Genomic DNA, 24345 nt, shown 5'->3' with positions numbered 1-24345 from the left:
TTTTGTTTGCGAAAAAGGCATTTCACTTTATATAAAAGCACATAGATAGCTATGCGAAAGAAATGGATTTCTTTTTTGTATACTTTTTCATCCATAGAATCTATGTTTCTATGTTTTTAAATAAATTTTCCGAATTAAATGCGACGAGTTATAGCTTAATATTTTCTCATTCTTACTAATGAATTAAAAACAAGTTTATTAACCCAAACAATTTTAAACAATGAGAAATTTTAAATTACAAAAAAGGTTTTTTACTGCATTGCTTCTGGCATTGCTATGCAATTTTATGTACGGGCAGGGCCCAATTCCGTTTACGATAAGTAATACGTCAACATTTAATGACAACGAATTGTATGTCGCCATTGTAGGTATCGATTACAATACTGGAAATCACGTTTGGGTCAATGCCAAAACAAGTCAGGTTTTGCCTATGAGTGCTTCTTATAATACCGTTACAGGACCTACAATTGGCGGAAATACCGGACCGGGACAAAACTCGAAATATGCCAATTGTTTTACCAAGTTAAGCGAAATTCCTAACAAAACTTTTACGCTGCCGCAAATTGCAGGCTGCAGGGTTTTTATTGCCAAAGGACAGCAGTTGTATTTCTACTTTTTTGGCGCAAATGGTGCTCCTTCGGGATATACATCTCCAAATCCGTTGAATGCTACAGACCCAAATCAGGGCATTTTATATGAAATCATCGAATTGACTAATAATCAATATGGTTTCTTTGGAAATCCTTCGAGAGTCGATTCGTATAAATACCCAATGGGACTGGAGTTATTTGGTGCCAATGGATATCAGAAAAGAGTAGGTGAACTAAAAAAGCACGCTGATATTGTGGCGGCTTTCAAAGCAAATGTGCCATCAGAATTTCAAGGTTGTGTCAATAATACAACCGGCGAAATTACGGCACCATCAAAAACTCCCGCTTTTGCAGACGGAACGGGAGGAACTTCTGTAGGAGCTCAGGCCAATTATCTGAAATCTTATATTGATGCCATTTGGAACAAATATAAAAATGAAGATTTAATATTTTATGCAGGCGATGCCGGAGTTTTCAAAGGAAGAGTGATTGGCGAACAACTTGAAGTTGTGGGACAATCAGGAGGTTTTGTGGGTAGAACGGGAAGAGTTCAAAACAGACCATCAACTCAGGAAGCCCTAGAAGGAAAAGGTGTTCTGGACAGAAGATTGGTCGACGGAGATCTTGATCTTGTGGTTCAGGCGCAATTAACGGCGGCGATTAATCGTCATGTGGTAAATGTTACAACTTCAAATCCGGGACAGCAAAATTGGTACGATGCATCAAAATTTTATCAGGTGAATCCAACCAATCATTATTCTAAATTCTGGCATTTACCAGGAATAAGTGTAGATAATCTCGCTTACGGATTTGCCTATGATGATGTGGCTGATCAGTCGCCGTCGCTTCATTCGCCTCAGCCAACAAAAGTAATTGCTACGTTTGGAGGATATGCAGGTACAACACCTTCGGTTCCGGCTACTACAGATGTTATTACGGTTTATAAAGATTGTAATTACACCGAGTTTTCTGGCGGATTGACTATTGGTGATTATAATTTGGCGCGTTTGAATACTTTAGGAGTTTTAAACGATGATATTTCGTCACTTAAAGTAGCTCAGGGTTTTCAGGCGATTTTGTATCAGGATGATAATTTTACAGGAGCTTCAACGGTAATCAATTCTGATAATTCTTGTTTGAATACCACATGGAATGATAAAGTGACTTCGATTAGAATTCTGGCAAATGGAGTAACTACTTTGAATAATCAGACCTTTTATCTTCAAAACAGAAACAGCAATTTATATATGGATGTCTGGAATGCGAATTTATCGAATGGTGCTGCCATCAATCAGGGCGCTTTGAATTCAGGCAACAATCAGAAATTTACCTTCACACATTTGGGCGACGGATTGTACAAAATCATTGCCAATCATAGCGGTCAGTCTTTAGACGTAAATAATTTTAATAAAGCCAATGGTGCGAAAGTAGAGCAATATCCATACAATGCGACAACTAACCAACAGTTTGTATTAGTTGCAACGGGCGACGGATTTTATAAAATTGTAGCCAGACATAGTGGTCGAATCGTTGAGGTTGCAGGAGCAAGTACAGCTTCTGGCGCAGTGGTTCAACAATGGGACAATAACAATCAAACGTGCGGACAATGGAAATTGGTTCCGGCAACGACTTCGCAAACTTCTGTTTTAATTCAGGCCGAAGATTATTCTGCCATGAGCGGTATTCAGGTTGAAGCAACTACAGATACGGGCGGAGGTTCAAATGTTGGTTATACCGAAACGGGTGACTGGTTGGCTTATAACAGTATTAATTTTCCAACGACTGGTTCTTATTTAATAGAATACCGTGTTGCAAGTGGCGTAACGGGTGGTAGGTTATCGTCTGATTTAAACGGAGGAACTATTGTTTTAGGCAATGTTGATATTCCAAACACAGGAGGATGGCAAAATTGGCAAACGGTATCTCAGACGGTAAATGTAAATGCAGGAACGTACAATTTTGGAATCTATATTCAGAATACCGGAATGAACATTAACTGGATAAAAATTACAAAAGTAGGTGCGGGTTTAACAGCTAAATCAGCTCAAGCTCAAGTGGTTGAGGAGGAAGTTGTCGAAACGGCATTGAACATATATCCAAGTCCGGTCGAAAATACACTTTACATTACAACGGATGTCAGCGGAGGAAATGTAAGCATTGTAGATTCTCAGACAGGAACTGTATTTTCCGGACGAAAAGTCAATAATAACAGTTTAGATGTTTCGTATTTACGACGCGGAATTTATTTGATAGTATTTGAAAAAGACGGTCAGAAAACGGTGAAACGTTTTATAAAGAAATAAGCTGTTGGGCGTAATTATTTTAACACATAGGAACATAGAATTATAAAGATCAAAAAAGGCGTTTCACTTTGCATTAACACATCCCGAAGCTTCGGGACTATGTGATAGAAACGAGTTTCTTTTTAATGTTCTTTTTTCAAACAAATAAAATCTATGTTTCTATGTGTTTGATTAAGATTTTTATGGATTGCACCCAAGGCATTAAAGAATAGTTTTAAAAGAAATTTTAGATCTAAGTCTTTAGATTTTTAGGTTCCAACCAATCTGAAATCTAAAGTCTAAAAACTAAAATTATTTTCTCCCCCGAAAATTTACATATCTATTAATCTATTAAAAAATGTTACTATGAAAAACAATTACAAAGTGATCCAGCTAAAATGGATCTTGATTTTGGTTCTGGGTATTGTTAACTTATCAGTTGCCCAAAAAAAAGTTATCGCTTATATCCCAAATTGGGTAGATCTGAATGCCTTTTCGAGCAGCGTTCAGTACAGTAAACTGACGCATATTAATATTGCTTTCGAAAATCCTGATGCCAATGGATATCTGTCTTTTAATTCAGGAAGTAATACCATAATTAATGCGGCACATGCTCAAAACGTAAAAGTTTTTGTTTCCCTTGGAGGAGGCTCAGTTTCTGAAGGAGGCGCTATTCGTGATAACTACTTCAATTTGATTAAAGCTGCCAACAGAACAGCTTTTATTCAGAAAATCTACGATTATGTTGTGGCTCATAATTTTGATGGTGTCGACATGGATCTTGAAGGGCCGGCAATTAATAGCGATTATGGCGGATTTGTGATAGCGCTTGCGGCCAAATTGCATGCTAATGGAAAACTAATTTCGGCGGCGCTTTCAGAAGGATATGGCGGTGCAAATGTACCTGCATCTACTTTTGTAGCTTTTGACTGGATTAACATCATGGCGTATGATGCAACAGGACCGTGGCAACCGGGAAACCCAGGACAACATTCTCCGTACAGTATGGCAGTAAACCAGTTTAATTACTGGACAGGAAGAGGATTACCGGCAAGCAAAGCGATCATTGGACTTCCGTTTTACGGATATGGTTTTGGAGCTTCTGCTAATCAGGGAATTTCTTATGCCAATATTGTAGCGCAATATCCGGGAGCAGAAAATCTGGATCAGGTAGGAAATACGATTTATTATAACGGGATTCCAACCATTAAAGCAAAAACAACCTTCGCGATTCAGAATGCGGGCGGAGTTATGATTTGGGAATTGTCTCAGGATGCTGTGGGTTCTAAATCATTATTAACAGCCGTAAATCAGGTTATTACCGGAAGTAATCCACCAACAGGTACAGGAACTTTAATACAAGCAGAAAGCTACTCTTCGATGAGTGGTGTACAAACTGAATCTACTACAGATACAGGCGGAGGCTTAAATGTAGGATATGCAGATACAGGCGACTGGATGGCATATTCTAATATCAATTTCCCAACTTCGGGTTCTTATGTAATCGAATATAGAGTAGCAAGTGCTGTAAATGGCGCCAGAATATCATCTGATTTAAATGCAGGAAGTATTCAGTTAGGTAATGTTAATATTCCTAATACAGGAGGTTGGCAAAACTGGCAAACGGTTTCTCAAACCGTAAATGTAAATGCAGGAACGTACAATTTCGGGATATTTATACAAAGTTCTGGTGTCAATATCAATTGGTTCAGAATCACGAAATCGGCTGCAGGTTTAGCTGCTAAAACAGCTTCTGCAACGGGTATCGAAAATTTGAGTATTTATCCAAATCCTAGCGAAGATTCAATTTCATTTACTATTGAAGTTTCTGGAGCAAACGTATGCATTATCAATTCTGAAGGCGGCGCAACTGTTTCAACACAAAAAGTAAACGATAACAGAATAGATGTGTCAGGTTTAAAATCTGGAATTTACTTTATTTCGGTAGAAAAAGACGGAATCAAAACGGTAAGACGTTTTATTAAAAAATAAATAGTTAGTTATATTTATTCTAAACCTTTGTCAAAGTTTTAAACTTTGACAAAGGCTTTACCTAATCAAAATCTGTCAGAAATGACAGATTTTTTTATTTAAGGAATAATTTTTTCCTGACGTAATTGATCAAATATTGTAAAGAACATTTCTTCGGTATCAATAAATTCATGAAAACCAAAACGTCTGGCTTTACTTCCGTCTGCGAAGAAATCGTAATCCCATGAAAAAACAAAATCACCAAATCCCCAGCTGGATAATTTTTCATAACTGTGTTTTTCTAAATTGTATTTTTCCTGAATATTTTCCCATAACTCTTTTTTATCAGCCATAATTGTTTGAAGTTGGATTTGAAGAGGGGGTGCAACAGGAATATTAAAATAGGCTGCAATTTTTGGCCATAGTTCCGTCCATCTAAATAAATCTCCGTTGGTAATATTAAAAGCCTGATTGGCACATTTCAAATTTGTAGCCGCCCAAACGGTAGCTTTGGCTAATAATCCGGCATCGGTCATTTCCATAAGTTTGTCATACGCTCCTGGTTTTCCGGGAAAACGAAGCGGAAGATTTAATTCTTTTGAAATGGAAGCATAGACAGCAATAACAAGTGCCAAATTCATTGGGTTTTCCAATGCTGTACCACCAACAACAGATGGACGTATAGCGGTCCAATTCCAGTTTTTTCCTTGTTGTTTTTTTTCTAAAAACTCTTGTTGGTCGATATTAAATTCCGGAGGCATATGACCGGCATCATTTTCTTTTGCGGGAGTTTTAAAAGGACCAAGATGCGCGCCATAAACTTTATATCCCTGCATCAAGCTTATGTGCTGTAAATTCTTAGCTAATGGCTCAATTGTACTAACAACATTTTGAAGCATTGTCAGATTAGGTTCAACAAGTTCAGCCCATGAAGGACGATTTTGATAAGCAGCATAAAAAATATGAGTAATGTTATCCAGATGAGATAATTTCTTTTGAGAATCCTCAGCATCCAGTAAATCGACTGAAATATATTCAAGATTTGAAGCATTCTCACCACCTCTTCTGGAAAGACCAATAACAGACCAATTTCCTAAAGATAAAAGATGATGAATAATATTAGTTCCTATCACTCCATTTGCTCCAACTACAAGCGCAGTATTTTTATTCGTTGCCATTTTCTTTGTATTTAAAATTACATTACAAAGTTGTGACTGTTTTTACTCAATAAAAATGAAGTAGATTATGAAATAAGGTTGAAGTAGTTCAACTTTTCTTTTTTAATTTATTGTTCCGTATTTTCGAAAGAAATTCAGTACTCATGCCCAAATAGGAAGCTAGTGCATATTGAGGCACGCGTTTTACAATTAAAGGAAAATTTTCTATAAAAGTATCATAACGTTTCTCAGCAGTTGAAGTAAGATTTATAATAATTCGGCGCTGAAAAAATGCTGCTGTACGCTCAGCCGTAATACGAAAGAAAGTTTCGAATTTTGGATTAGCATTTTTTAGTTTCGTTTCTGTTTCGAAATCAATTTGCAGGAGAATAGCATCTTCTAATGCTACTACAAACATAGTCGCCGGCTGTTGATAAATATAACTGTTGTAATCAGAAATCCACCAATCTTCAATCGCAAACGAAATTGTATGTTCTTGTCCCTGATCACTTACAACATAAGCTCTTAAAGCGCCCTCTACTACATAGCTTCTATATTTAGCGACAAAATCAGGTTGAATAATAAATTGTCTTTTTTTGATTTTTGTAATTTTAAACTCAGAAACAAACTGATGCATTTCTTCTTCAGAAAGTGATATTCGGTTTTGTATGTGGTTTATTAAAGACTGATGTTCTTCCATTTTTGTGTTTGCGTTTTGATTGAGTTTATATGATCGCGTTTATGATGACATTTTTTATACAGGTTCCCATTTCCCATTTTCTTTCGCAATATCAATAAGTTTTTGTCCTTGTTCTGTCATTAAACCCTGCTCAATCATTCTTTGGGCACGATCACGATTAGGCTGACTCCATTTACTTTTCTTGGGGTTTCTGGGAGTAAAGGTGAGATAAAAACTTTCGACATCTCGTTTTTTACACAAACTGTCAATCCATCCAAAACACAAAGCTTCTTCGGTTGCTTCAACAAGATTAATGCTTTCGACTTTACTTTTTTTATGATATAAAATCAACCAGACCGATTTCTCTATTTGACTATTTTCCTGTAACCAATCACGCCATTCTTTTCTGGTTTGGGCATAAATGGCTTGTTTTCCATCTTTTGTTTCCATGATTAATGTGAATTGAAAGTTGATTATAAATTTAAATAAAAAAAGTTAACCGCGAAGAGCGCAATCCCGATAGCTATCGGGATACGCTAAGTTCGCAAGGATTTATTTTTAAATCTCGCAAAGTCTCAGAGTCGCAAAGAAAATAAAAACTTTGCGCTTTCGCGACTTTGCGCGATTATTACGCACCAGCTACAAAAAAACTTTGCGAACCTTGCAGTTAAATCAACATCACGGTACAGCAGTAATAATTATCATTCCGTAACAATACGATAAAGGATTTTAAAGTTTTAATTCCTAAAATTGCAAATCTTTTTATAACCCCATTTGCAAAAGCCTAACCTATGATTTTTAAATTTTCCTCTCTACATAAATATTGCTTCGCCATTCTTTTTTTTGTTTTATTAAACACCACAATTTCAGCGCAAAAACAAAAGAATCTTGACGGCGTTCAGGTTGCTTTTTTATCCGATGTTCATTTACAGGATTTGTTCGGAACATTTTCTGATAATGATTTTAAAGGCATTTTGAATACGAAAACCGGAAAATATACGTTAATGAGAACAATGGCGTCTCAGTTGCATTCGACCCGAATTTTCAATGAGAACTATTTTGCTTTCATCGCGGCTTTAGAAGATATCGCAAAAAGAAAGATAAAATATGTCGCACTTCCGGGAGATTACACAGATGACGGTCAGCCGATTCACGTAAAAGGATTAGAGAAAATTTTAGATGAATACAGAAAAAAATACAATATCGAGTTTTTCATTACCACTGGAAATCACGATCCCGTTGGACCTTTTGCTCAGGAATCCGGTAAAGAAGATTTTTTAGGAAAAGACGGTAAAAGTCAACCCATTTATAGCAAAGAAGGCCTCTATAAGCCAAACTTAACCATCGAACAGCCTGTTGTTGTGACCGCCGATATTGCTAAAATGGGTTATTTGGGAATTACTGATAATCTTAAAAATTTTGGTTTTTATCCCAACAAAAAATACAAATTCTGGGCAACGCCATTTGCAACTTATACTTCTAAAGATTATAGTTTCGAAAAAGCATCAAAAGCGGCTTTATTATCCAATAGAGTCTATAATGTATCGCCTGGATTTGAAGTTCCGGATGTGAGTTATGTCGTTGAACCTGTTGACGGACTTTGGTTAATGGCAATCGACGGGAATGTTTATATTCCAAAAAAGAACGACGGAGATCCAAAAGATTCTAAAAGCTATTCAGAAGCCAGTACGGGTTATAATAATGTACTTTCGAACAAAAAACATCTGATAAAATGGGTTGAAGAAATTTCGGCGCAAGCCAAACAACAAGGTAAAACTTTGATTGCTTTTAGTCATTTCCCGATGATTGATTTTAATGATGACGCTTCCGCGGAAATAAAAGAGTTACTTGGGCCAAACAAATGGCAATTGAATCGCGTTCCGGTCGAAGAAGTAGCACAGGTTTTTGCTGATGCGGGATTGAAGATTCATTTTGGCGGACATATGCATATTAATGATACAGGAGTTCGTACAACAGCAAAAGGAAATACTTTGGTCAATATTCAAACGCCATCATTGGCGGCGTATATTCCAGCTTATAAGTTGTTGACGATCAAAAAAGATAATTTGGTAGACATTCAAACGATTACAATTGATGAGGTTCCGCGATACGATGAACTTTTTGATTTGTATAAAATGGAATATCAATTCTTAGAAAGTCAAAACACAAAAGACATCTGGAATTTCGATATCCTAAAAACCAAAAATTACCATGATTTTACCGATTTTCATCTGAAGGAACTAGTCCGTTTACGTTTCCTGAAAGACGATTGGCCGGAATCTTTCAAGAATTTTATTCTAAATATTTCTGCAAAAGATTTATTGGTTTTAGCCAATATGCAATCTGATAAAGATTTTGATGTGATTTTAAAGAACAAAGAAAACTTTAAAAAAGAATGGTCAGAAGCTGAAAGTAAAACAGATAAACTTTTGTCTGAAAACAACCTAAAAAGACAAGATTTCAATTGGACAGGTTATGACATGTTAGTAGATTTCTACCGTTTTAGAAGTGCGGATGAATTGGCTTTAGTTGATGTTGGAACTGAAAGAGCGAAACAATATAAAGCGGTATCTCAGTTATTTTTCGAAAACCATAAAGAAGATGCATCAAAAGAAAAACCATTGCAAAACCAAATGCGATTGTTTCTGATCATTTTTAATAAATTCATGCATGAAGTTCCTGCGGATCATTTTAGTGTTGATTTGAAGAGTGGGGAGATTAAGAGTGAAAAATAGTTTCAGGTTTTAATTTGTTTCAGGTTTCAAGTTTTGTTGGAACGTAATTTTTGGGTGTGAATTTAACCGCAAGGAGCGCAAAGGTTTTTTGTTTTAGATTGTCGTTAGTAAACGCAAAGTTCGCAAAGCTTTATCAATTAGCTTTGCGAACTTTGCGTTTTATATAAACCTTACATGTAAAAATCTTTGCGCTCCTTGCGGTTAAATTTTTTTCACTCATTCCAACTTGAAAACTGAGACTGAGACTGAAAACTTACTCCCCTCCAGTAACCGGATTTACTCTCACATAACTACCATCATCATATTTGATTTGATAAGGAGAATTGAAGAAAGTACTTGGCAAATAATAATCTGTTGTGATGACTTGAGCGCCGGATTTTTTGGCAGCTTCAAAGTGTGTGTAATCATTTTTGCGTGCTTCTTTAGTATCAGAATCTGCTCTGGTTCTTATAATATATCCTTTTTTGACTAAATCTGTAATTTTTGGATCTTCAGAATTTCCTATCATCAAAGTTGCCGCCTCTGGTTTTCCTGGTTCTGCACAGATAAAAGCGGAGCGTCCTTTTAGGGATGGATGATTCAGTGAATACATATCTCTTTTGGCTCCGTTATTATCCAAAATAAATAAAAATTTACCTTTTGCTTTTTTCAGCGTTGGCCAATTGTTGTGTAAAACCGCTTCTTCAAGGGTTTTGTATTTTCCGCGAACCATATCCGGTGTTATTAGTTTATTACCTAAACCTTTGCGGAGTTCAGCATCTAAAGCATCAAATAATTCAGGTGTAAATTTCTCTGCTTTTGTACCCATGAAACTATCGTCATCTTTGGGTTCCAGTGTGATAAAAACCGGAATGTGATCCGGATTTGCATCAGACCATTTTTTTAATTCCGCAAGAGCATTTTGAAGCGTGTAGCAAGATGTTCTAAAATCAATATCGATCATGTGAAAAACTTTAAAACCCGGTTTGTTCATTTCTCCATTTGGGTCATAAACTTTTTCAGATTTTACCAGATCCAGACCTTTAGGATGTGCAAATTTTCCGCCTTTAGGATCGCCCTGAACATCAATTTCAAGATTTCGCAAACCTTTGTTCAACTGATCTGTAATTGAAATATGCGTGTATTGCAATCCTTTTAAGGAACGCGAAGTGTCTTTTGCCTGAATGAAATTGTATAAATCCGGTTCGATATTCTGGCGGTAACTATTATGTGAACCTATTACTTGTATTTGATTGATTTTTAAGTTGTCATTTTGAGCCTGAACGCTGCTGTTTATGGCGCCGGCAAGAAATAAAGTAAACAGAATTTGTTTCATGATTTTGAAAATGTAATTTTTATTAGAACTGAGGACGCAGCACTAGAAAATTACCTTTTTTTAGAAAGTACTAATGTAAAGACAGGATTTGATTTTTATGTTATTTAAAAAAAAAGAAATCGCAACCTGATTGTCATCATTGCCCTAAAATAGTAGTATTTCTACATCAGAATAATTCTTTATTTAATTTAAAGATAACGTTCAGGCAAAAAACTTTGGTATAACATTTTATTATTTTACATCACCAAACAGTCCCAAAATAAGCTATGAAAAATCCTGAAGTATTTGAAAAAACGTATAATGATTACTGGAAAAAGCTTAATGCTTTTTCGTATACGATGACTCAGGATAAAGACTTGGCGCAGAACATTGTTCAGGATGTTTTTATCGATTTATGGGAACGAAAAGATGACATTACTATAAATGCCATCGAGCCTTATTTGTTTCGTGCGGTAAAAAATCAGGTTTTCAAACATTACCAGAATAACAAGTTCGACAAGACGATTCTTGAGGATAAATTCGAAGATTATATTATTGATAATTTCAGCTCGATCGATCCTGAATTAATGGATTTATTGTATTCCTTATTGGATAAACTTCCGGAGAAACGAAAAGAAGTTTTGCTGATGTACAAATTTCAGGATATGTCAATTGATCAGATTGCCGAAGAACTCGGAATTTCGAAACAAACCGTAAAAAATCAAATTTCTTCGGCCTTAAAACAATTGCGTGAAGGCCTGAAAGACCTTGCCTGGCTTGCTCCATACATCATTTTGCACAAAAACTTTTAAGATAACTTTCTGTTAATGGTTTCGTAATATTTCGCGATAGTACGATTTTGCATTTCTGGTACTTATTGATAATAACAAGTATTATGGTAAAAAGAATCAAGCACAGTTTAGAATATCTTATCAATAAAAGTTCCCGACATAAAACTTCAAGAGCAGAAGAAGATTTGTTGCATAATTTTACTTTTAGTGAATATCAAAAATCAAATTGGGATACAACTTCAATGGGAAACCCGGACGAAGTTGCTCAGGATATTTACGACAATATTCAAATTCGAATAGGAAAGAAGAAAGCCTTCAATCCTTACTTAAAATATATGGCAGCTGCCAGCATTCTTTTTCTGGTTGGTTTAGGGTTTTACTTTAAACCAGGTATTACAGCCGAAAAGCAATTATCATTTAAAACGTCAGATACCCCCAAATCTATCCAATTAAGTGACGGCTCGAAAATTTATCTGGCAGCAAATTCATCATTTCAGTATCCTGAAAAATTTATGGGCGGACAAAGAAAAGTTTCTTTACTAAAAGGAAATGCATTTTTTGAAATAGCCAAAGACAAAAAGCATCCTTTTATTATTAGCTCAGGCGAAATTAAAACGAGAGTTGTAGGAACTTCATTTCACATTCAAATGTCAAAATTAAAATGCGAAGTGATTGTCGTAACCGGTAAGGTAAATGTTTCTACGAAAGGGCAGAGCGTAGATTTGGTTCCAAACGAAGAAGCTTTGTTTACGGCACAAAAATTAACCAAACAAATGGCTGAAAAATCCTATTTGGTCAATTGGTACAATACAGATGTTACGCTCAATCAGACTACTTTAAAACAAGTAATTACGGTTTTACAATATAAATACGGAGTTTCATTTCAATATGAAAATAAGCTCGTATTGGCAACGCCATTAACGGTGTTCATAAAGAAGGACGCATCATTAGAGAATGTTTTAGAACAAATAAATTATATCACAAACCTAAAATTTAAAGTTTATGGCGAAATAGTAAAAGTGGATTAAAAACAAAAAAAGCAGTTGCTGAGAACAACTGCCATTTATCATTAAGTATCGTAAAAAAACCAATAACTTAAATCATGTATTTTAAACCTTCTTATTTAAATCTAAAGAGTTTCATCTTTTTAGTACTAGCGTTACTGACCATTGAGAGTGGTTTTAGTAAAACTAATTCATTAAAAAAATCAAAAATAGAAAATAAAATAGAAAAAGCGACACTTGTTTCTATTTTTTCAAAATTGAGCGCGCAAACGGATTATAAATTCAGCTACGGACAAGCTATTATTGCTGATAATACCACGTATGCAGTAAATTACACAAATGAATCAGTGGCATTAATTTTAAGTGATCTTTCTAAAAAAGCCAATTTCAATTATAACATTAATGGTAAATTGGTTTTAATTCAGAAAGCAGCTGCGCCAAAAGCAGTTCCTGTAAAAGCGGTTGATAAAATTAGAGTAAAAGGAAAAATTGTTGACGAAAACAAATTACCAATTCCGGGTGCAACTGTAATCGAAAGCGGGTCTTCAAACTCAACTGTTACTGATTTTGACGGAGTATTTGAACTTTCTGTAGGTGAAGGAAAAAATATCGAAGTTTCGTATGTAGGATATACTACAAAAGTTCTTGCTGCACAGTCTGGTTTTATGACAGTTCAATTAGAACCAAGCACTGCCGAATTGAACGAGGTTTTAGTTGTGGGTTACGGAAAACAAGCCAAAAAAGATGTTACCGGAGCTGTTACGCAATTAGAAGCGGCTAATTTTAAACAAGGTGTAAACGTTTCTGTTGATAATCTATTACAAGGAAAAGTTGCGGGTGTTCGTGTTGTGAATACAAGCGGAGAACCTGGTGCTGGTGTAAACGTTACCATTCGTGGAGTGGGATCTATCAGAAGCGGAAGTACACCTTTGTTTGTTGTTGATGGTATGCCATTGTCTAATGATGATACAAGCCCTGCCGGAACTAATGTTGGTTTTGGAGGTTCAACGGCAAAAAATCCATTAAACTTTTTGAATACAAGTGATATCGAATCGATTACAGTTCTTAAAGATGCATCTGCTGCAGCTATTTACGGAGCAAGAGGATCTAACGGAGTTGTTTTGGTTACCACTAAAAAAGGATCTAAAGGCGAAGGAACATTAACGTTTGACTCTTATATGGGAGTTTCTACTGTTGCTCATAAATTAGATGTTCTTGATGCAGGCCAATATAGAAACGCTATAAAAGATAAAGCATTTGATCATGGCGGAAACACAGATTGGCAGGATGTAATTTTTAGATCTGCAATTACTACAAACAACGCTTTGTCTTTTGCAAAACAAACAGAATCAGGAAATTATTATGCATCTGTTGCACAAATGAATCAGGAAGGAATTATTCATAACAGTAATTTCAAACGTCTTTCGGGTAGAATTAATGCTGCTGAATCATTTTTAGACAACAAACGTTTAAAATTAAAACTGAATCTTACTGCGAGCCAGACTACAGATGATGGCGTTCCTACAAGTGATGATGGTGGTTCTAACGGACAATTGATCGTGCATACTTTGATGGCTAACCCAACAAGATCAGTTTTTGATGCTAACGGAAAGTACACCAATTTTAATATGAACGCGCATTATAACCCAGCTTATTTATTAAGTATTTATGAGGATCAAACGCGTACATTAAGAGTTTTAGGAAATTTAGAGGCTTCTTTCAGAATTATCGACGGATTAGAATATAAATTGAATATTGGTGTAGATCGCTCTACATCAGAAAGAAATACTACAATTTATCCCAACCTTACCGATTTAAATCCAAAAGGTAAATATGTTCAGAACAATCTTGATTCAAAAAATTCATTGGTTGAGCATTATCTAACTTATAATAAGGCATTCGATAAACATAAATTTGAAGTTCTTGGCGGATTCTCTTATCAAAAATTTGAAAGATCAGGAACAAGTTTCAGTATTGATGGAATTTCAGCGCAGGGAGCAGGTGTAAAACCATCTATTAATCCAGGTTTTGCAGGAACACAATCTGGTACAACAGGTTATGCTCAGGAAAACGAATTGCAATCTTATTTTGGAAGATTAAATTACAGTTTCGATAATAAATATTTATTGACAGCTTCTATGAGAGCTGATGGTTCTACACGTTTTGGAGATAATAACAAATACGGTTATTTTCCTTCATTTGCTTTAGGATGGAATATTACTAATGAAAATTTCCTGAAAGATTCTAAAACAATCAATAACCTAAAGCTTAGAGCAAGTTGGGGGCAAACAGGAAATCAGGAAGTACCTAATAAACAAACTAAGGCAAGTTACTCTTTGGCTGGCCCGGACGGATATTATTTAAATGACGATTTAAATCTTGTAAATGGTGTTTCTGTTTCCAGAACAGCAAATCCAGATTTAAAATGGGAAGTTGTTACACAATATAATGTAGGTCTTGATTTTAATTTATGGAATGACAGATTTTATGGAACTGTAGACTATTTTAATAAAACAACTACAGATGCTATTTTGTATATACCTTCAACTCCTTTGAGTCAGACAAAATTTATCTGGACAAATATCGACGGTAAAATTGTTAATAAGGGTATTGAGATTATGCTGGGTTCTAAAATCATCGATAGAAAAGATTTTACCTGGAATGTTGATGTGAATGGATCTACATTAAACAACAAAATTGAAAACTTACCCCTTTCAGAAATCTTAACAGGTGCTATTTCTGGTCCTGGACAATCAGGAGTTAATGCTAATATTTACAAGAGCGGTTATGCGGCTGGTTCATTTTATTTGTTAGAGCATACTGGTTTTGATCAAAATGGAGCAAACGTATTTAAAGACCAGAACGGAGACGGTAAAATTGATAACAGCGACAGAATTATTATCGAAGGAGCTTTACCCACTTTTTATTACGGTTTCAACAGTGATATGAGATATAAAAACTTTAGTTTTTCATTCTCAATTATCGGGCAAACAGGCGGTTATTTGTTGAACAATACAGGGTTGAATGCTTTAAATATTAACAACTTAGCATCAGATCGTAACGTGGCAACAGGATATTATGAGTCAGGGGCAAACCCAACAAACTCACCAATTTTGTCTACGCTTTTCTTAGAAAAGTCTGATTTTATAAGATTAAATGCGGCACGTATAGGTTACAATTTTGATTTGAAAGGATTAAACTGGATTAATGGCTTAACACTGTATGTTACAGGAAATAACCTAATTACAATTACAAATTATACAGGATTTGATCCATTAGTAAATACGCCTAAAGCAACCGACGGAAACCAATCTATTGGAATCGATTACGCAGCTTATCCAACTTCGAGAACGTTCAGTTTCGGAGCAACTTTAAAATTATAAATTATGAAGACAAAGACATTATTAAGCATAAAATTTTTAACATTATTCTCTTTTATTTTTCTTCTCAACAGCTGTACTGATCTGAATGAAGTTTTTTTAGATGAAATACCTGGAAATACAGTTTCAGATCCTGCGGGTTCACTTGCTGCCGCTTATGACAGATTGGGTGACGGAACTTTCGTTGATCATGGAGCCATTTTTGCCATGCAGGAATACACTACAGATGAAGCAATTTTACCAACTCGCGGAAGTGACTGGGGAGATGGCGGAAAATGGAGAGATATGCACGAATTTACCTGGAGCTCTACCAATTCAATCATTGTAGGTAACTGGGATTTATTAACAAATGGTATTACACGTTGTATAACCGCTATACAATCAGCTGAACAAAGTGCAATTCCTGAAAAGAAATTATATGCTGCAGAAGCAAAAGCACTTATGGCTTTTTACACGTATACCACTTTAGATTTATACGCACAAGCTCCATATAAAGATCCAATGGATACAAAAGCCACTTTACAAATTTTAAAAGCAGATACTCAAATAGATAAATTAATTACAGATGTTGAGGCTTTAATTCCTGATTTGGCTGATATTGGAACGCAAAGAACCTATCAGGGAAGATTTACCAAACAAGCTGCTTATGCTTTTTTAGCCAATATGTATTTAAATCGTGCTGTGTTCAAAGATCGTTACAATGCGTCATCAAATTTCAATTTTAATGAACCGGCCGTAACAGGAAGCACAGGAACAGATATGGACCGTGTTATTTATTACACCTCTTTATTAATCGATTCAGGAAAATTCAGTTTAGAAAGCGACTTTTTCAAAAACTTTGCAAGAGACAACAATAATGGTAAAGAACTTATTTTCGCTATTTCTCAAAAAATAGATTACATCCGTAACGGTTCAAACAGTTTTGCTTATGTGTGTATGGAGCGTAACCAGAGAGCATCTGCAGCAAACAGAGGAACAAATGCTGCTTGTATAACTCCCGAATTCTACGCATCATGGGATGGTAATCATGACGATCCAAGATTCGAACAACATTACCAATATGCTGACGGTACATGGTTCATGAACGATGGTACAGATGTAAGTGTTCCCGCAACCGATATTGTACCTAAAAGCAGCCCGGCGTTGCCGTGGTTCCATTTCAACAGAGGAATTCAGGCCGGACTTCAATACGGTCCTATATTGTTGGCTTCAGGATCTCTTGAAATGGTAGGTAACCGTATCAAAGTTTCTCCGTTATTTATGGAAAAAAGTACAGGTACAAGAATGAATTTTACCCCATCATTAACCTTTGCAGACCCAACTAAATCTGTTTTTGCTCAAAACGAAATCAATCAGGGAGCACGTGTTTTTAAATACGAATTCGATCCTGAAGGAGGAAACGGAAACAGTAATGTTGATATTCCGTTATTCCGTCTAGGAGGAATTTACGCCATGAGAGCCGAAGCCTATTTTAGAAAAGGAAGCGCAGGATTAGCCATGATCGATCTTAATAAATTGCGTACCAGCAGAAAAAGAGAATCTTTATATGGCAATGCTCCGGGAAAAGCACTTACTGCTTTAGACTCAGATCAATTGTACAAAGAATTAGGTTTCGAATTGTACTGGGAATTACAAAGAAGGCCACAAAGTATCCGTTTTGGAAAATTCGATTTAGCCGGAACTGCAAAAGCTGCTTCTCAACCCTTTAGAAGAGCATTCCCAATTCCGCAAACCGTTATTGATCAAAAAGTATTCAAACAAAATCAAGGATATAATTAAAAGTTTTGTGTTAGTTTATTTTTTTTTACAAAGAGCCTGTTTCGAAAGAGACAGGCTTTTTCATTTTAATTCAGGATATACATAAGCTTCTCCCATCTAACAAAACCTTACAAACTTTCCAACTAATCTCAAACCCAGAAAAAAACTTAGAACCTTAGCGTCTTAACATCTCAGAACCTTAAAAATAGGGGCATGCCACCATCCCGACAAGAGGGCAAAGTTACTTTGCGTGTATACGCCCTCTTATCGGGATGCTGTCGGGCTTTCACTGCTACTTCGGTAGCTTAGCTCTATCCCTCATGCGCACGTAGTTTTCATAAGACGATTATCAACTTATCATTATCAATTTATCATTGTAGATTCGTTATCACTGTTGATTATTAATCAAATTGCATAGTCATAATAATATTCACACATGTTTAATCGTAGACGCACAGCAGTGCGTCTTACGTCCAATTGGCACGTCCAACAAAACCCCCTCTGCACCTCAATTTAAAAACCCAATTAGAAAACCTTTGAACCTTTGCAGCTCTGAACCTCTGCCCCTAAAAACAAAGTAGTTATAATATAAAACTCAAACGAGATCTTATAAGATTCAAAACCCATTCTATAACTAAATTTGATAGTAATTTTCAACTCTTCGAAAATTTAGAAAATATAAAATTCAAGAATCAATAATTCAAAAAAATCACATAAAATGATACATCAAATCGATACAACAGACAATATTGTAGCTTTTAGAGCTTTGGCCGAAGTAACAAAAGAAGACTTTCTTAGCGTAGTTGTTCCCGCTGTAGAGCATTTAGTTAAGCAAAGTAATGAAGTCAACTTTTTATTAGTTCTCGACACTGATATTCAAAATTTTACAGCCGGTGCCTGGTTGCAGGATGCTTTACTAGGATTAAAACATTTAGGAAAATGGAATAGCGCTGCAATCGTAACAGATTCTGACGAAATCATAACTTTTACAAACGGTTTTAGTTTTGTCGTTCCCGGAGAATTTAAAGGATTTAAAAAATTAGAATTCAACAAAGCTTTAAATTGGGTCGAAGGAAATATTCAAATTAAATAATCAATGCCAGTATACGCTTATAAATTGATTTTGATTGAAGTAAATTAGCTCAGATGTCAAGGCTTTAAATTAAAATTGGTTTATGTTTTCCTGTACATGTCGATACAATTAAAAACCTGATTAAGAAGTAGTAGTAAGAAGCTAATATATAATAATTAAAAAAAGCCACGAGATCATGAAAATCAATTCATGAATTCGTGGCTATATTTTTATCGTTTAATGTGGTTAAGAATAAAGTAAAAAAACAGATAGAACGGTTTTAGTGATTGTATTCGATTCCACTACTATCAGTAAGTTCTTTTTTTGCTTTCGAAATTTTATTAAATTGCTTGTAAGCTGCTGAAGCTAATAAGGGTAAAGCAAAACCACCAATAAGGTTACCAATTGTGTTTTGTCCTGCTTTTTTTAATACAGCACCAACTATAAGTGTGCTTACTCCGGCGCAAGCCAATTGTTTAGCAGAAAGATTAGGTATTTTATTCGTTGATTTTTCAGGGGTAATTCCGTGCAATAATGGATCTATAAAATTTAAATTTTCCATAAGTTTTTCAATTTATTAGTTATACTTTTTTATGTAGATAGTTTTTCACTATCTGTTTCGTTCTCAATTTTTTCGATTTCTACTTTTTCTTTTTTAATAGCCTGTCTAAGCAAAGCAAATAAACTCATGTAGACATTAGCCATAAAAACAAGCGAAAATCCTGCCAAAATATAGCCGCGCCAATCATTTAGCAAAAGTTTATAATTACAAAGGATCAAAAATGCAATTGTGACATAGTGGCTAAAACAATATTCGCAGGTAAAGAGATAAAAGGCTTTTCGGGACAAAAGTGTCCTGTCATTTTTAGAATGTTTTACACACCATTCACGAGGTTCCTTAAATATTTCTTCATGTGTCACAGTCCAGCTGATACAGGCTATCGGAATAGCCAAAACAAACAACCAGATAATTTGAGTTGTAATATCCATCATACAAATGCATTTCTATAATCGTTTTAAATTATTTAAAAACAATAGTTTAAAATTACAGCAATTGGCACTTAGAAAGTTTACATAGTTTTAATTTTTTATTATAGAATTTATACCGAATTTCAGATTTCAATATACAAAAAATAACCGTTAAGTTTTAAAATCTTAACGGTTATCTAATTATAATATTTCATATTTTCTAAAAATTTTGCGGATTCGTACTCGGAAAAGGATCATGAGATACCTCGTCCAAATCTTCCTCTATATCTCTCAAATTTTCTTCCTCTTCTTCAGAATCATCGTCATCAAGATCACCGTCTTTTTTTACTGTATCATCCAAATCTTCAGGATCTTCATCATTTGTTATTTGATCCTCATCATTAGTGATTGGTGCTCCTCCAGGATTATTTTCGTTTCGGTTATAATCATTTGTCTGGTGATTTACATCATCAATAAATTCTTCCTGAATCTGGTTTTTTTCATCCTGATAAGCATTTTCCTTATCAATAAGTGTATCTAAGTCCTGATTAAAATCACGATTATCCTGACCGTAATTTTTATTGTTTTCATGTTCCATAGTTAATATACTTTAGAATTAATTACTTTTTTGTTGTCGACGGCTTCTTCGCATCCTTTTCATTTGGTTTAGTTTCTCTTTTTGGAGACGTTTCTTTCTTGTCTATTTTTTTGTCCATAGACTTTGCACCAGATGTCGAAGTGCTGCTGTTTTTTTGATCTGTAGTTTTCATGATATTTTTTTTTAATTGTTTGTTATAGTACAAATCTAGTTCCTTACTGCTGTTGTTTTCTTATAAAAAAACATAATGTAATTGTATAATTAACAGCAGGTTATAATGTAAGTTTTTTGTTTAATGATATAACTTTTCAGGAGAGATAAAAATCTATTTTCTCAAAAGATTAAATCAATATTTAGGGCTGATTATCAAATGTTTAAATGATGTAATCTTTGGGTAAAATCATGTAAGCAGTTGGTTGTATTGTAACCTACATTTGTCAGGCTTGTTACAGTTTATAATTCTCTCTAACTACTTTAATGACTTATTAAATGAGAATATAAACTGCTTTTTAAAACCATTTTTAAAAATCCTAAACAACTATCAAAAAAATGAAAAATTCAAAGAAACCAAGTCAGGATCATGCTGATGAAAAACAAAGAGATTTAGAATTTAATAAATCAAATGCTGACAATCAATTTCTGACCACCAATCAGGGAGTGAAAATTAACGACAACAACAATTCATTAAAAGCTGGTGAAAGAGGACCATCTTTACTCGAAGATTTTATTCTTAGAGAAAAAATCACCCACTTTGATCACGAACGTATTCCGGAAAGAATCGTACACGCAAGAGGTTCTGCAGCTCATGGTTATTTTGAATTGTATGAGTCGATGGAGAAATATACCAAAGCGGGTTTTCTTAACGATAAAAGCATCAAAACTCCTGTATTTGTTCGTTTTTCGACTGTTGCAGGTTCAAGAGGTTCAACCGATTTAGCACGTGACGTACGAGGATTCTCGGTTAAATTTTACACACAGGAAGGAAATTATGATTTGGTAGGAAACAATATGCCTGTCTTTTTTATTCAGGATGCCATGAAATTTCCTGATTTAATACACGCCGTAAAACCGGAACCACATCACGAAATGCCTCAGGCAGCTTCTGCGCACGATACTTTTTGGGATTTTATTTCCCTAATGCCAGAATCGATGCACATGATTATGTGGGTAATGAGCGACAGGGCAATCCCGAGAAGTCTAAGAATGATGGAAGGTTTTGGAGTACACACCTTTAGATTCATCAATAAAAACAACGAATCTCATTTCGTAAAATTTCATTGGAAACCTAAATTAGGAACTCACGCCGTAGCCTGGGATGAAGCGCAAAAAATCTCCGGTAAAAATTCCGATTTTCACAGACAGGATTTATGGGAAGCCATCGAAGGCGGAAACTTTCCTGAATGGGAATTAGGTGTACAAATCATTCCTGAAGCCGACGAACACAAATTTGAGTTCGATCTTTTAGACCCAACCAAATTGATTCCGGAAGAATTAGTTCCGGTACAAATCATTGGTAAAATGGTTCTGAATAAAAATCCGGATAACTTTTTTGCCGAAACAGAGCAAGTTGCTTTTCACCCGGGACATGTAGTTCCTGGAATCGATTTCTCGAATGATCCATTATTACAAGGACGTTTATTCTCGTATACAGATACACAATTATCAAGATTAGGAAGTCCTAATTTTCATGAAATCCCAATCAATCGTACTGTTGCGCCTATGCACAACAATCAGCGTGACGGACATATGCGTCAGGAAATTCCAACCGGTCGCGTGAGTTATCATCCTAATTCATTAGGCGGCGGTTGTCCGTTTCAGGCAAAAATCGACGAGGGAGGTTTTAGTAGTTTCAACGAAAGAATCGATGCGCAAAAAATACGTGAAAGAAGCGAAAGTTTCTCAGACCATTTTAGTCAGGCAAAACTTTTCTTCAACAGCCAAACGCCTATTGAGCAAAACCATATTGGAGACGCTTTGTCTTTTGAACTAGGAAAAGTAGAAACAAAAGCCATTAGAGAACGAATGTTGGGATTAATTTCTCAAATCGATAAAAATCTCGCGGCAAAAGTAGGTAAAGCATTAGGTATGAATGTACCAACTGAACTTGAAAAACCAATTAATCAAGGTGTTGGAGCTGATGATGAAGGGAAACAAGAGCCTAAAGAAGTAAAACAATCTATCGAGAATTCGGATGCTTTAAGCATGTTGAAAAATCCAACCATTTCGAATACAATTGCCACCAGACAAGTTGCTTTTTTATGTGCAGAGGGTGTAAATGCAGAATCTGTAAAAACCATGAAACTGGCCTTGAAAGATGCTGGAGCAAAAGCGGTAATTATTGCACCGCATTTAGGTACAATTGTATCAGAAGAAGGTCTTGAAATTGCTGTAGATCAAAGTTATCTTATTGCCGCTTCGGTATTGTTTGATGCTGTTTATATTCCGGCAGGAAAAGGAATTTTGGCACTTAAAAACAAGAAAGAAGTAGGTGAATTTATAAAAGATGCTTACCATCACTGCAAGTTTATCGCAGCCGAAGGTCAGGGCGTTCAGGTTCTTCCTTTAAAAGACGATGTACAGAAAGATGCGGGAATTTTAACCAGCGAAAAAATAGGAGATAAGGCTTTGGCCACTTCTTTTATAAAAGCAATGGGAAGACACCGTTTCTGGGAAAGAGAAGAGTTATTAAAAAAAGAATAATTTCTTTGAAATGTAATTTCTAATAAGCAGTAAATGAAAAAGTTTTTCTACCATAACAGTTTGTCAATTGTGTTTCTGTTACTTTTTATCGGTGCCTTTATAGGTCAGGTATTTTTTGGTATAGAAGAATATAACAAAGAGCTTTTAGAAAACGGTGGTCATGCAGTTACGATGAGTAATTATTTGACCACCGGACATTTCATAGAAGCTACTTTCGAAAATTGGGAAAGTGAGTTTCTGCAAATGGCTTTGTTAGTATGGCTGACTATTTTTCTCAAACAAAAAGGATCATCAGAATCGAAAGGTTTTGATGGAGATGAAGAAGTGGACCGTGAACCTTCGGCCAACCGAAAAGGCGCGCCATGGCCCGTTAAAAAAGGGGGAGTTTGGCTTTGGCTATATAAAAACTCATTGACAATCAGTTTGTTTTTGCTGTTTTTTGCTTCTTTTGTACTTCATTTTTATGGAAGTCTAAAAGATGAAAATACAGTGAATGTTTTAAAAGGAGATCCACAACTTTCTTTGGTGGATTATTTAGGTGAATCAAGATTTTGGTTTGAATCTTTTCAGAATTGGCAAAGCGAATTTCTTTCGGTTTTTGCTATTATCGTATTGTCTATTTTTTTACGACAAAAAGGATCTTCACAATCTAAACCTGTAGACGCACCTCATAGCGAAACAGGAGAATAAATAAGTATAATTAATTGAGTAATAATATGGCTTCAGAAAAAGTGACTGCATGTTGCCAGGCTTTAATAAAGAAAAATTGGACCATCAGTTTTGTAGAAAGTGCCTCGGCAGGAAAATTAAGTTATGAATTTTCTACCGTGATCAATTCGGGACAAATTCTCATTGGTGGCATGGTTTGTTATCATACTTCAATGAAAGAAGATTTACTTTTAATTCCGCAGGGAACCATTCAAAAGCATACTGCAGAATCTGCCATTGTTACCAAATTAATGGCACAAAATTTTCATCGTTATGTTCTGTCTGATATTTGCGTAGCCCTAACCGGACTAACAACACCGGGCGGAAGCGAAACTCCACGTAAACCTGTAGGAACTATTTTTGTTCATATTATCTTTCCGGATAAAGAAATAGCCAGACAATTTACATTTAAAGGAAAACCTGAAAGTATCGTTGATCAGGCGATTGATGCAGTTTCAGAATTAATTTTGGAAGAAGTATAAATGTAAGTGGTAAATGAGTTTTCCGGCAAAAAATGCACAGTAAAATGTAATTTTAAATAAACCGATAAAATTTTTACCGATTAAAAAGGCTACATTTACCAGAATGCCATAATTGTGTTTTTTACATTACCTAAAACATGAATTAAATAGCATATCGTACAAAGATTAATTTACA

Annotated in this window: 19 protein-coding genes; 11 read left to right on the top strand and 8 right to left on the bottom strand. The window is 35.2% G+C overall.

The genetic code is table 11. The annotated features are described in order from the left end of the window. Positions 1-220 precede the first annotated feature (220 nt). The gene (locus LNP81_RS21140; RefSeq protein WP_230039275.1) at positions 221-2893 is read left to right on the top strand and encodes a beta-1,3-glucanase family protein; all 2673 of its coding nucleotides are present in this window, start codon (positions 221-223) and stop codon (positions 2891-2893) included. A 345-nt stretch (positions 2894-3238) separates the two neighbouring features. Next, on the top strand, positions 3239-4864 hold the full coding sequence (locus tag LNP81_RS21135; protein ID WP_230039274.1) for a glycosyl hydrolase family 18 protein: 1626 nt from the start codon (positions 3239-3241) through the stop codon (positions 4862-4864). 98 nt (positions 4865-4962) lie between these two features. On the opposite strand, the gene LNP81_RS21130 is transcribed toward LNP81_RS21135, so the two are convergent. From LNP81_RS21130 to LNP81_RS21120, 3 genes are all read right to left on the bottom strand, one after another. Further along, complete coding sequence (locus LNP81_RS21130; protein ID WP_230039273.1) at positions 4963-6021, bottom strand: SDR family oxidoreductase; 1059 nt, start codon at positions 6019-6021, stop codon at positions 4963-4965. 88 nt (positions 6022-6109) lie between these two features. Beyond that, positions 6110-6700 carry a Crp/Fnr family transcriptional regulator gene (locus LNP81_RS21125; protein WP_230039272.1) on the bottom strand — a complete coding sequence of 197 codons (591 nt, stop codon included), beginning with the start codon at positions 6698-6700 and terminating at the stop codon, positions 6110-6112. Between the two features lie 54 nt (positions 6701-6754). Beyond that, on the bottom strand, positions 6755-7129 hold the full coding sequence (locus tag LNP81_RS21120) for a YdeI/OmpD-associated family protein (RefSeq protein WP_230039271.1): 375 nt from the start codon (positions 7127-7129) through the stop codon (positions 6755-6757). Between the two features lie 341 nt (positions 7130-7470). Between LNP81_RS21120 and LNP81_RS21115 the strand changes: the two genes are divergently transcribed. Continuing rightward, entirely contained in the window at positions 7471-9414 is a 1944-nt protein-coding gene (locus LNP81_RS21115) for a metallophosphoesterase family protein (RefSeq protein ID WP_230039270.1), read from the top strand. Positions 9415-9667: 253 nt separating this feature from the next. Here LNP81_RS21115 and LNP81_RS21110 read toward each other — a convergent pair whose 3' ends face one another. Next, on the bottom strand, positions 9668-10729 hold the full coding sequence (locus LNP81_RS21110; RefSeq protein ID WP_230039269.1) for a phosphatidylinositol-specific phospholipase C1-like protein: 1062 nt from the start codon (positions 10727-10729) through the stop codon (positions 9668-9670). A gap of 266 nt (positions 10730-10995) precedes the next feature. Here LNP81_RS21110 and LNP81_RS21105 point away from each other — a divergent pair, with 266 nt between their 5' ends. The 5 genes from LNP81_RS21105 (at position 10996) to LNP81_RS21085 (ending at position 18734) form a co-directional block, all read left to right on the top strand. Continuing rightward, positions 10996-11520, top strand: coding sequence for an RNA polymerase sigma-70 factor (locus LNP81_RS21105; RefSeq protein ID WP_230039268.1), 525 nt, complete (start codon positions 10996-10998; stop codon positions 11518-11520). A gap of 83 nt (positions 11521-11603) precedes the next feature. Next, positions 11604-12527, top strand: coding sequence for a FecR family protein (locus LNP81_RS21100; protein WP_230039267.1), 924 nt, complete (start codon positions 11604-11606; stop codon positions 12525-12527). 74 nt (positions 12528-12601) lie between these two features. Then, a complete protein-coding gene (locus LNP81_RS21095) occupies positions 12602-15886 on the top strand; it encodes a SusC/RagA family TonB-linked outer membrane protein (protein WP_230039266.1) in 3285 nt (1094 codons plus the stop codon). Positions 15887-15889: 3 nt separating this feature from the next. Next, complete coding sequence (locus LNP81_RS21090) at positions 15890-17662, top strand: RagB/SusD family nutrient uptake outer membrane protein (protein WP_230039265.1); 1773 nt, start codon at positions 15890-15892, stop codon at positions 17660-17662. Between the two features lie 697 nt (positions 17663-18359). Further along, positions 18360-18734, top strand: coding sequence for a SpoIIAA family protein (locus LNP81_RS21085; RefSeq protein WP_230039264.1), 375 nt, complete (start codon positions 18360-18362; stop codon positions 18732-18734). Between the two features lie 259 nt (positions 18735-18993). Here the strand turns inward: LNP81_RS21085 and LNP81_RS21080 are convergent, their stop codons facing one another. The 4 genes from LNP81_RS21080 to LNP81_RS21065 form a co-directional block, all read right to left on the bottom strand. Then, positions 18994-19275 carry a PrgI family protein gene (locus tag LNP81_RS21080; protein WP_230039262.1) on the bottom strand — a complete coding sequence of 94 codons (282 nt, stop codon included), beginning with the start codon at positions 19273-19275 and terminating at the stop codon, positions 18994-18996. A 29-nt stretch (positions 19276-19304) separates the two neighbouring features. Continuing rightward, positions 19305-19706, bottom strand: coding sequence for a hypothetical protein (locus tag LNP81_RS21075; protein ID WP_230039260.1), 402 nt, complete (start codon positions 19704-19706; stop codon positions 19305-19307). A 196-nt stretch (positions 19707-19902) separates the two neighbouring features. After that, the gene (locus LNP81_RS21070) at positions 19903-20280 is read right to left on the bottom strand and encodes a hypothetical protein (RefSeq protein ID WP_230039258.1); all 378 of its coding nucleotides are present in this window, start codon (positions 20278-20280) and stop codon (positions 19903-19905) included. Between the two features lie 22 nt (positions 20281-20302). Continuing rightward, positions 20303-20452, bottom strand: a complete 150-nt coding sequence (locus tag LNP81_RS21065; protein WP_230039256.1) for a hypothetical protein — start codon at positions 20450-20452, stop codon at positions 20303-20305. A 377-nt stretch (positions 20453-20829) separates the two neighbouring features. Between LNP81_RS21065 and LNP81_RS21060 the strand changes: the two genes are divergently transcribed. Genes LNP81_RS21060 through LNP81_RS21050 form a run of 3 tightly spaced genes read left to right on the top strand, consistent with a single transcriptional unit; the run spans position 20830 to position 24170 of the window. Next, complete coding sequence (locus LNP81_RS21060) at positions 20830-22980, top strand: catalase (RefSeq protein ID WP_230039254.1); 2151 nt, start codon at positions 20830-20832, stop codon at positions 22978-22980. Between the two features lie 33 nt (positions 22981-23013). Further along, positions 23014-23670 (top strand): DUF6766 family protein, encoded by a 657-nt coding sequence (locus tag LNP81_RS21055; RefSeq protein ID WP_230039253.1) that lies wholly within the window; start codon positions 23014-23016, stop codon positions 23668-23670. 26 nt (positions 23671-23696) lie between these two features. Further along, positions 23697-24170 (top strand): CinA family protein, encoded by a 474-nt coding sequence (locus LNP81_RS21050; protein WP_230039252.1) that lies wholly within the window; start codon positions 23697-23699, stop codon positions 24168-24170. Positions 24171-24345: the final 175 nt, after the last annotated feature.

The organism is Flavobacterium piscisymbiosum (assembly GCF_020905295.1).
Lineage (GTDB): Bacteria > Bacteroidota > Bacteroidia > Flavobacteriales > Flavobacteriaceae > Flavobacterium > Flavobacterium piscisymbiosum.
The sequence above is the reverse complement of the archived record's forward strand: the minus strand, read 5'-3'. Positions and strand labels throughout refer to the sequence as shown.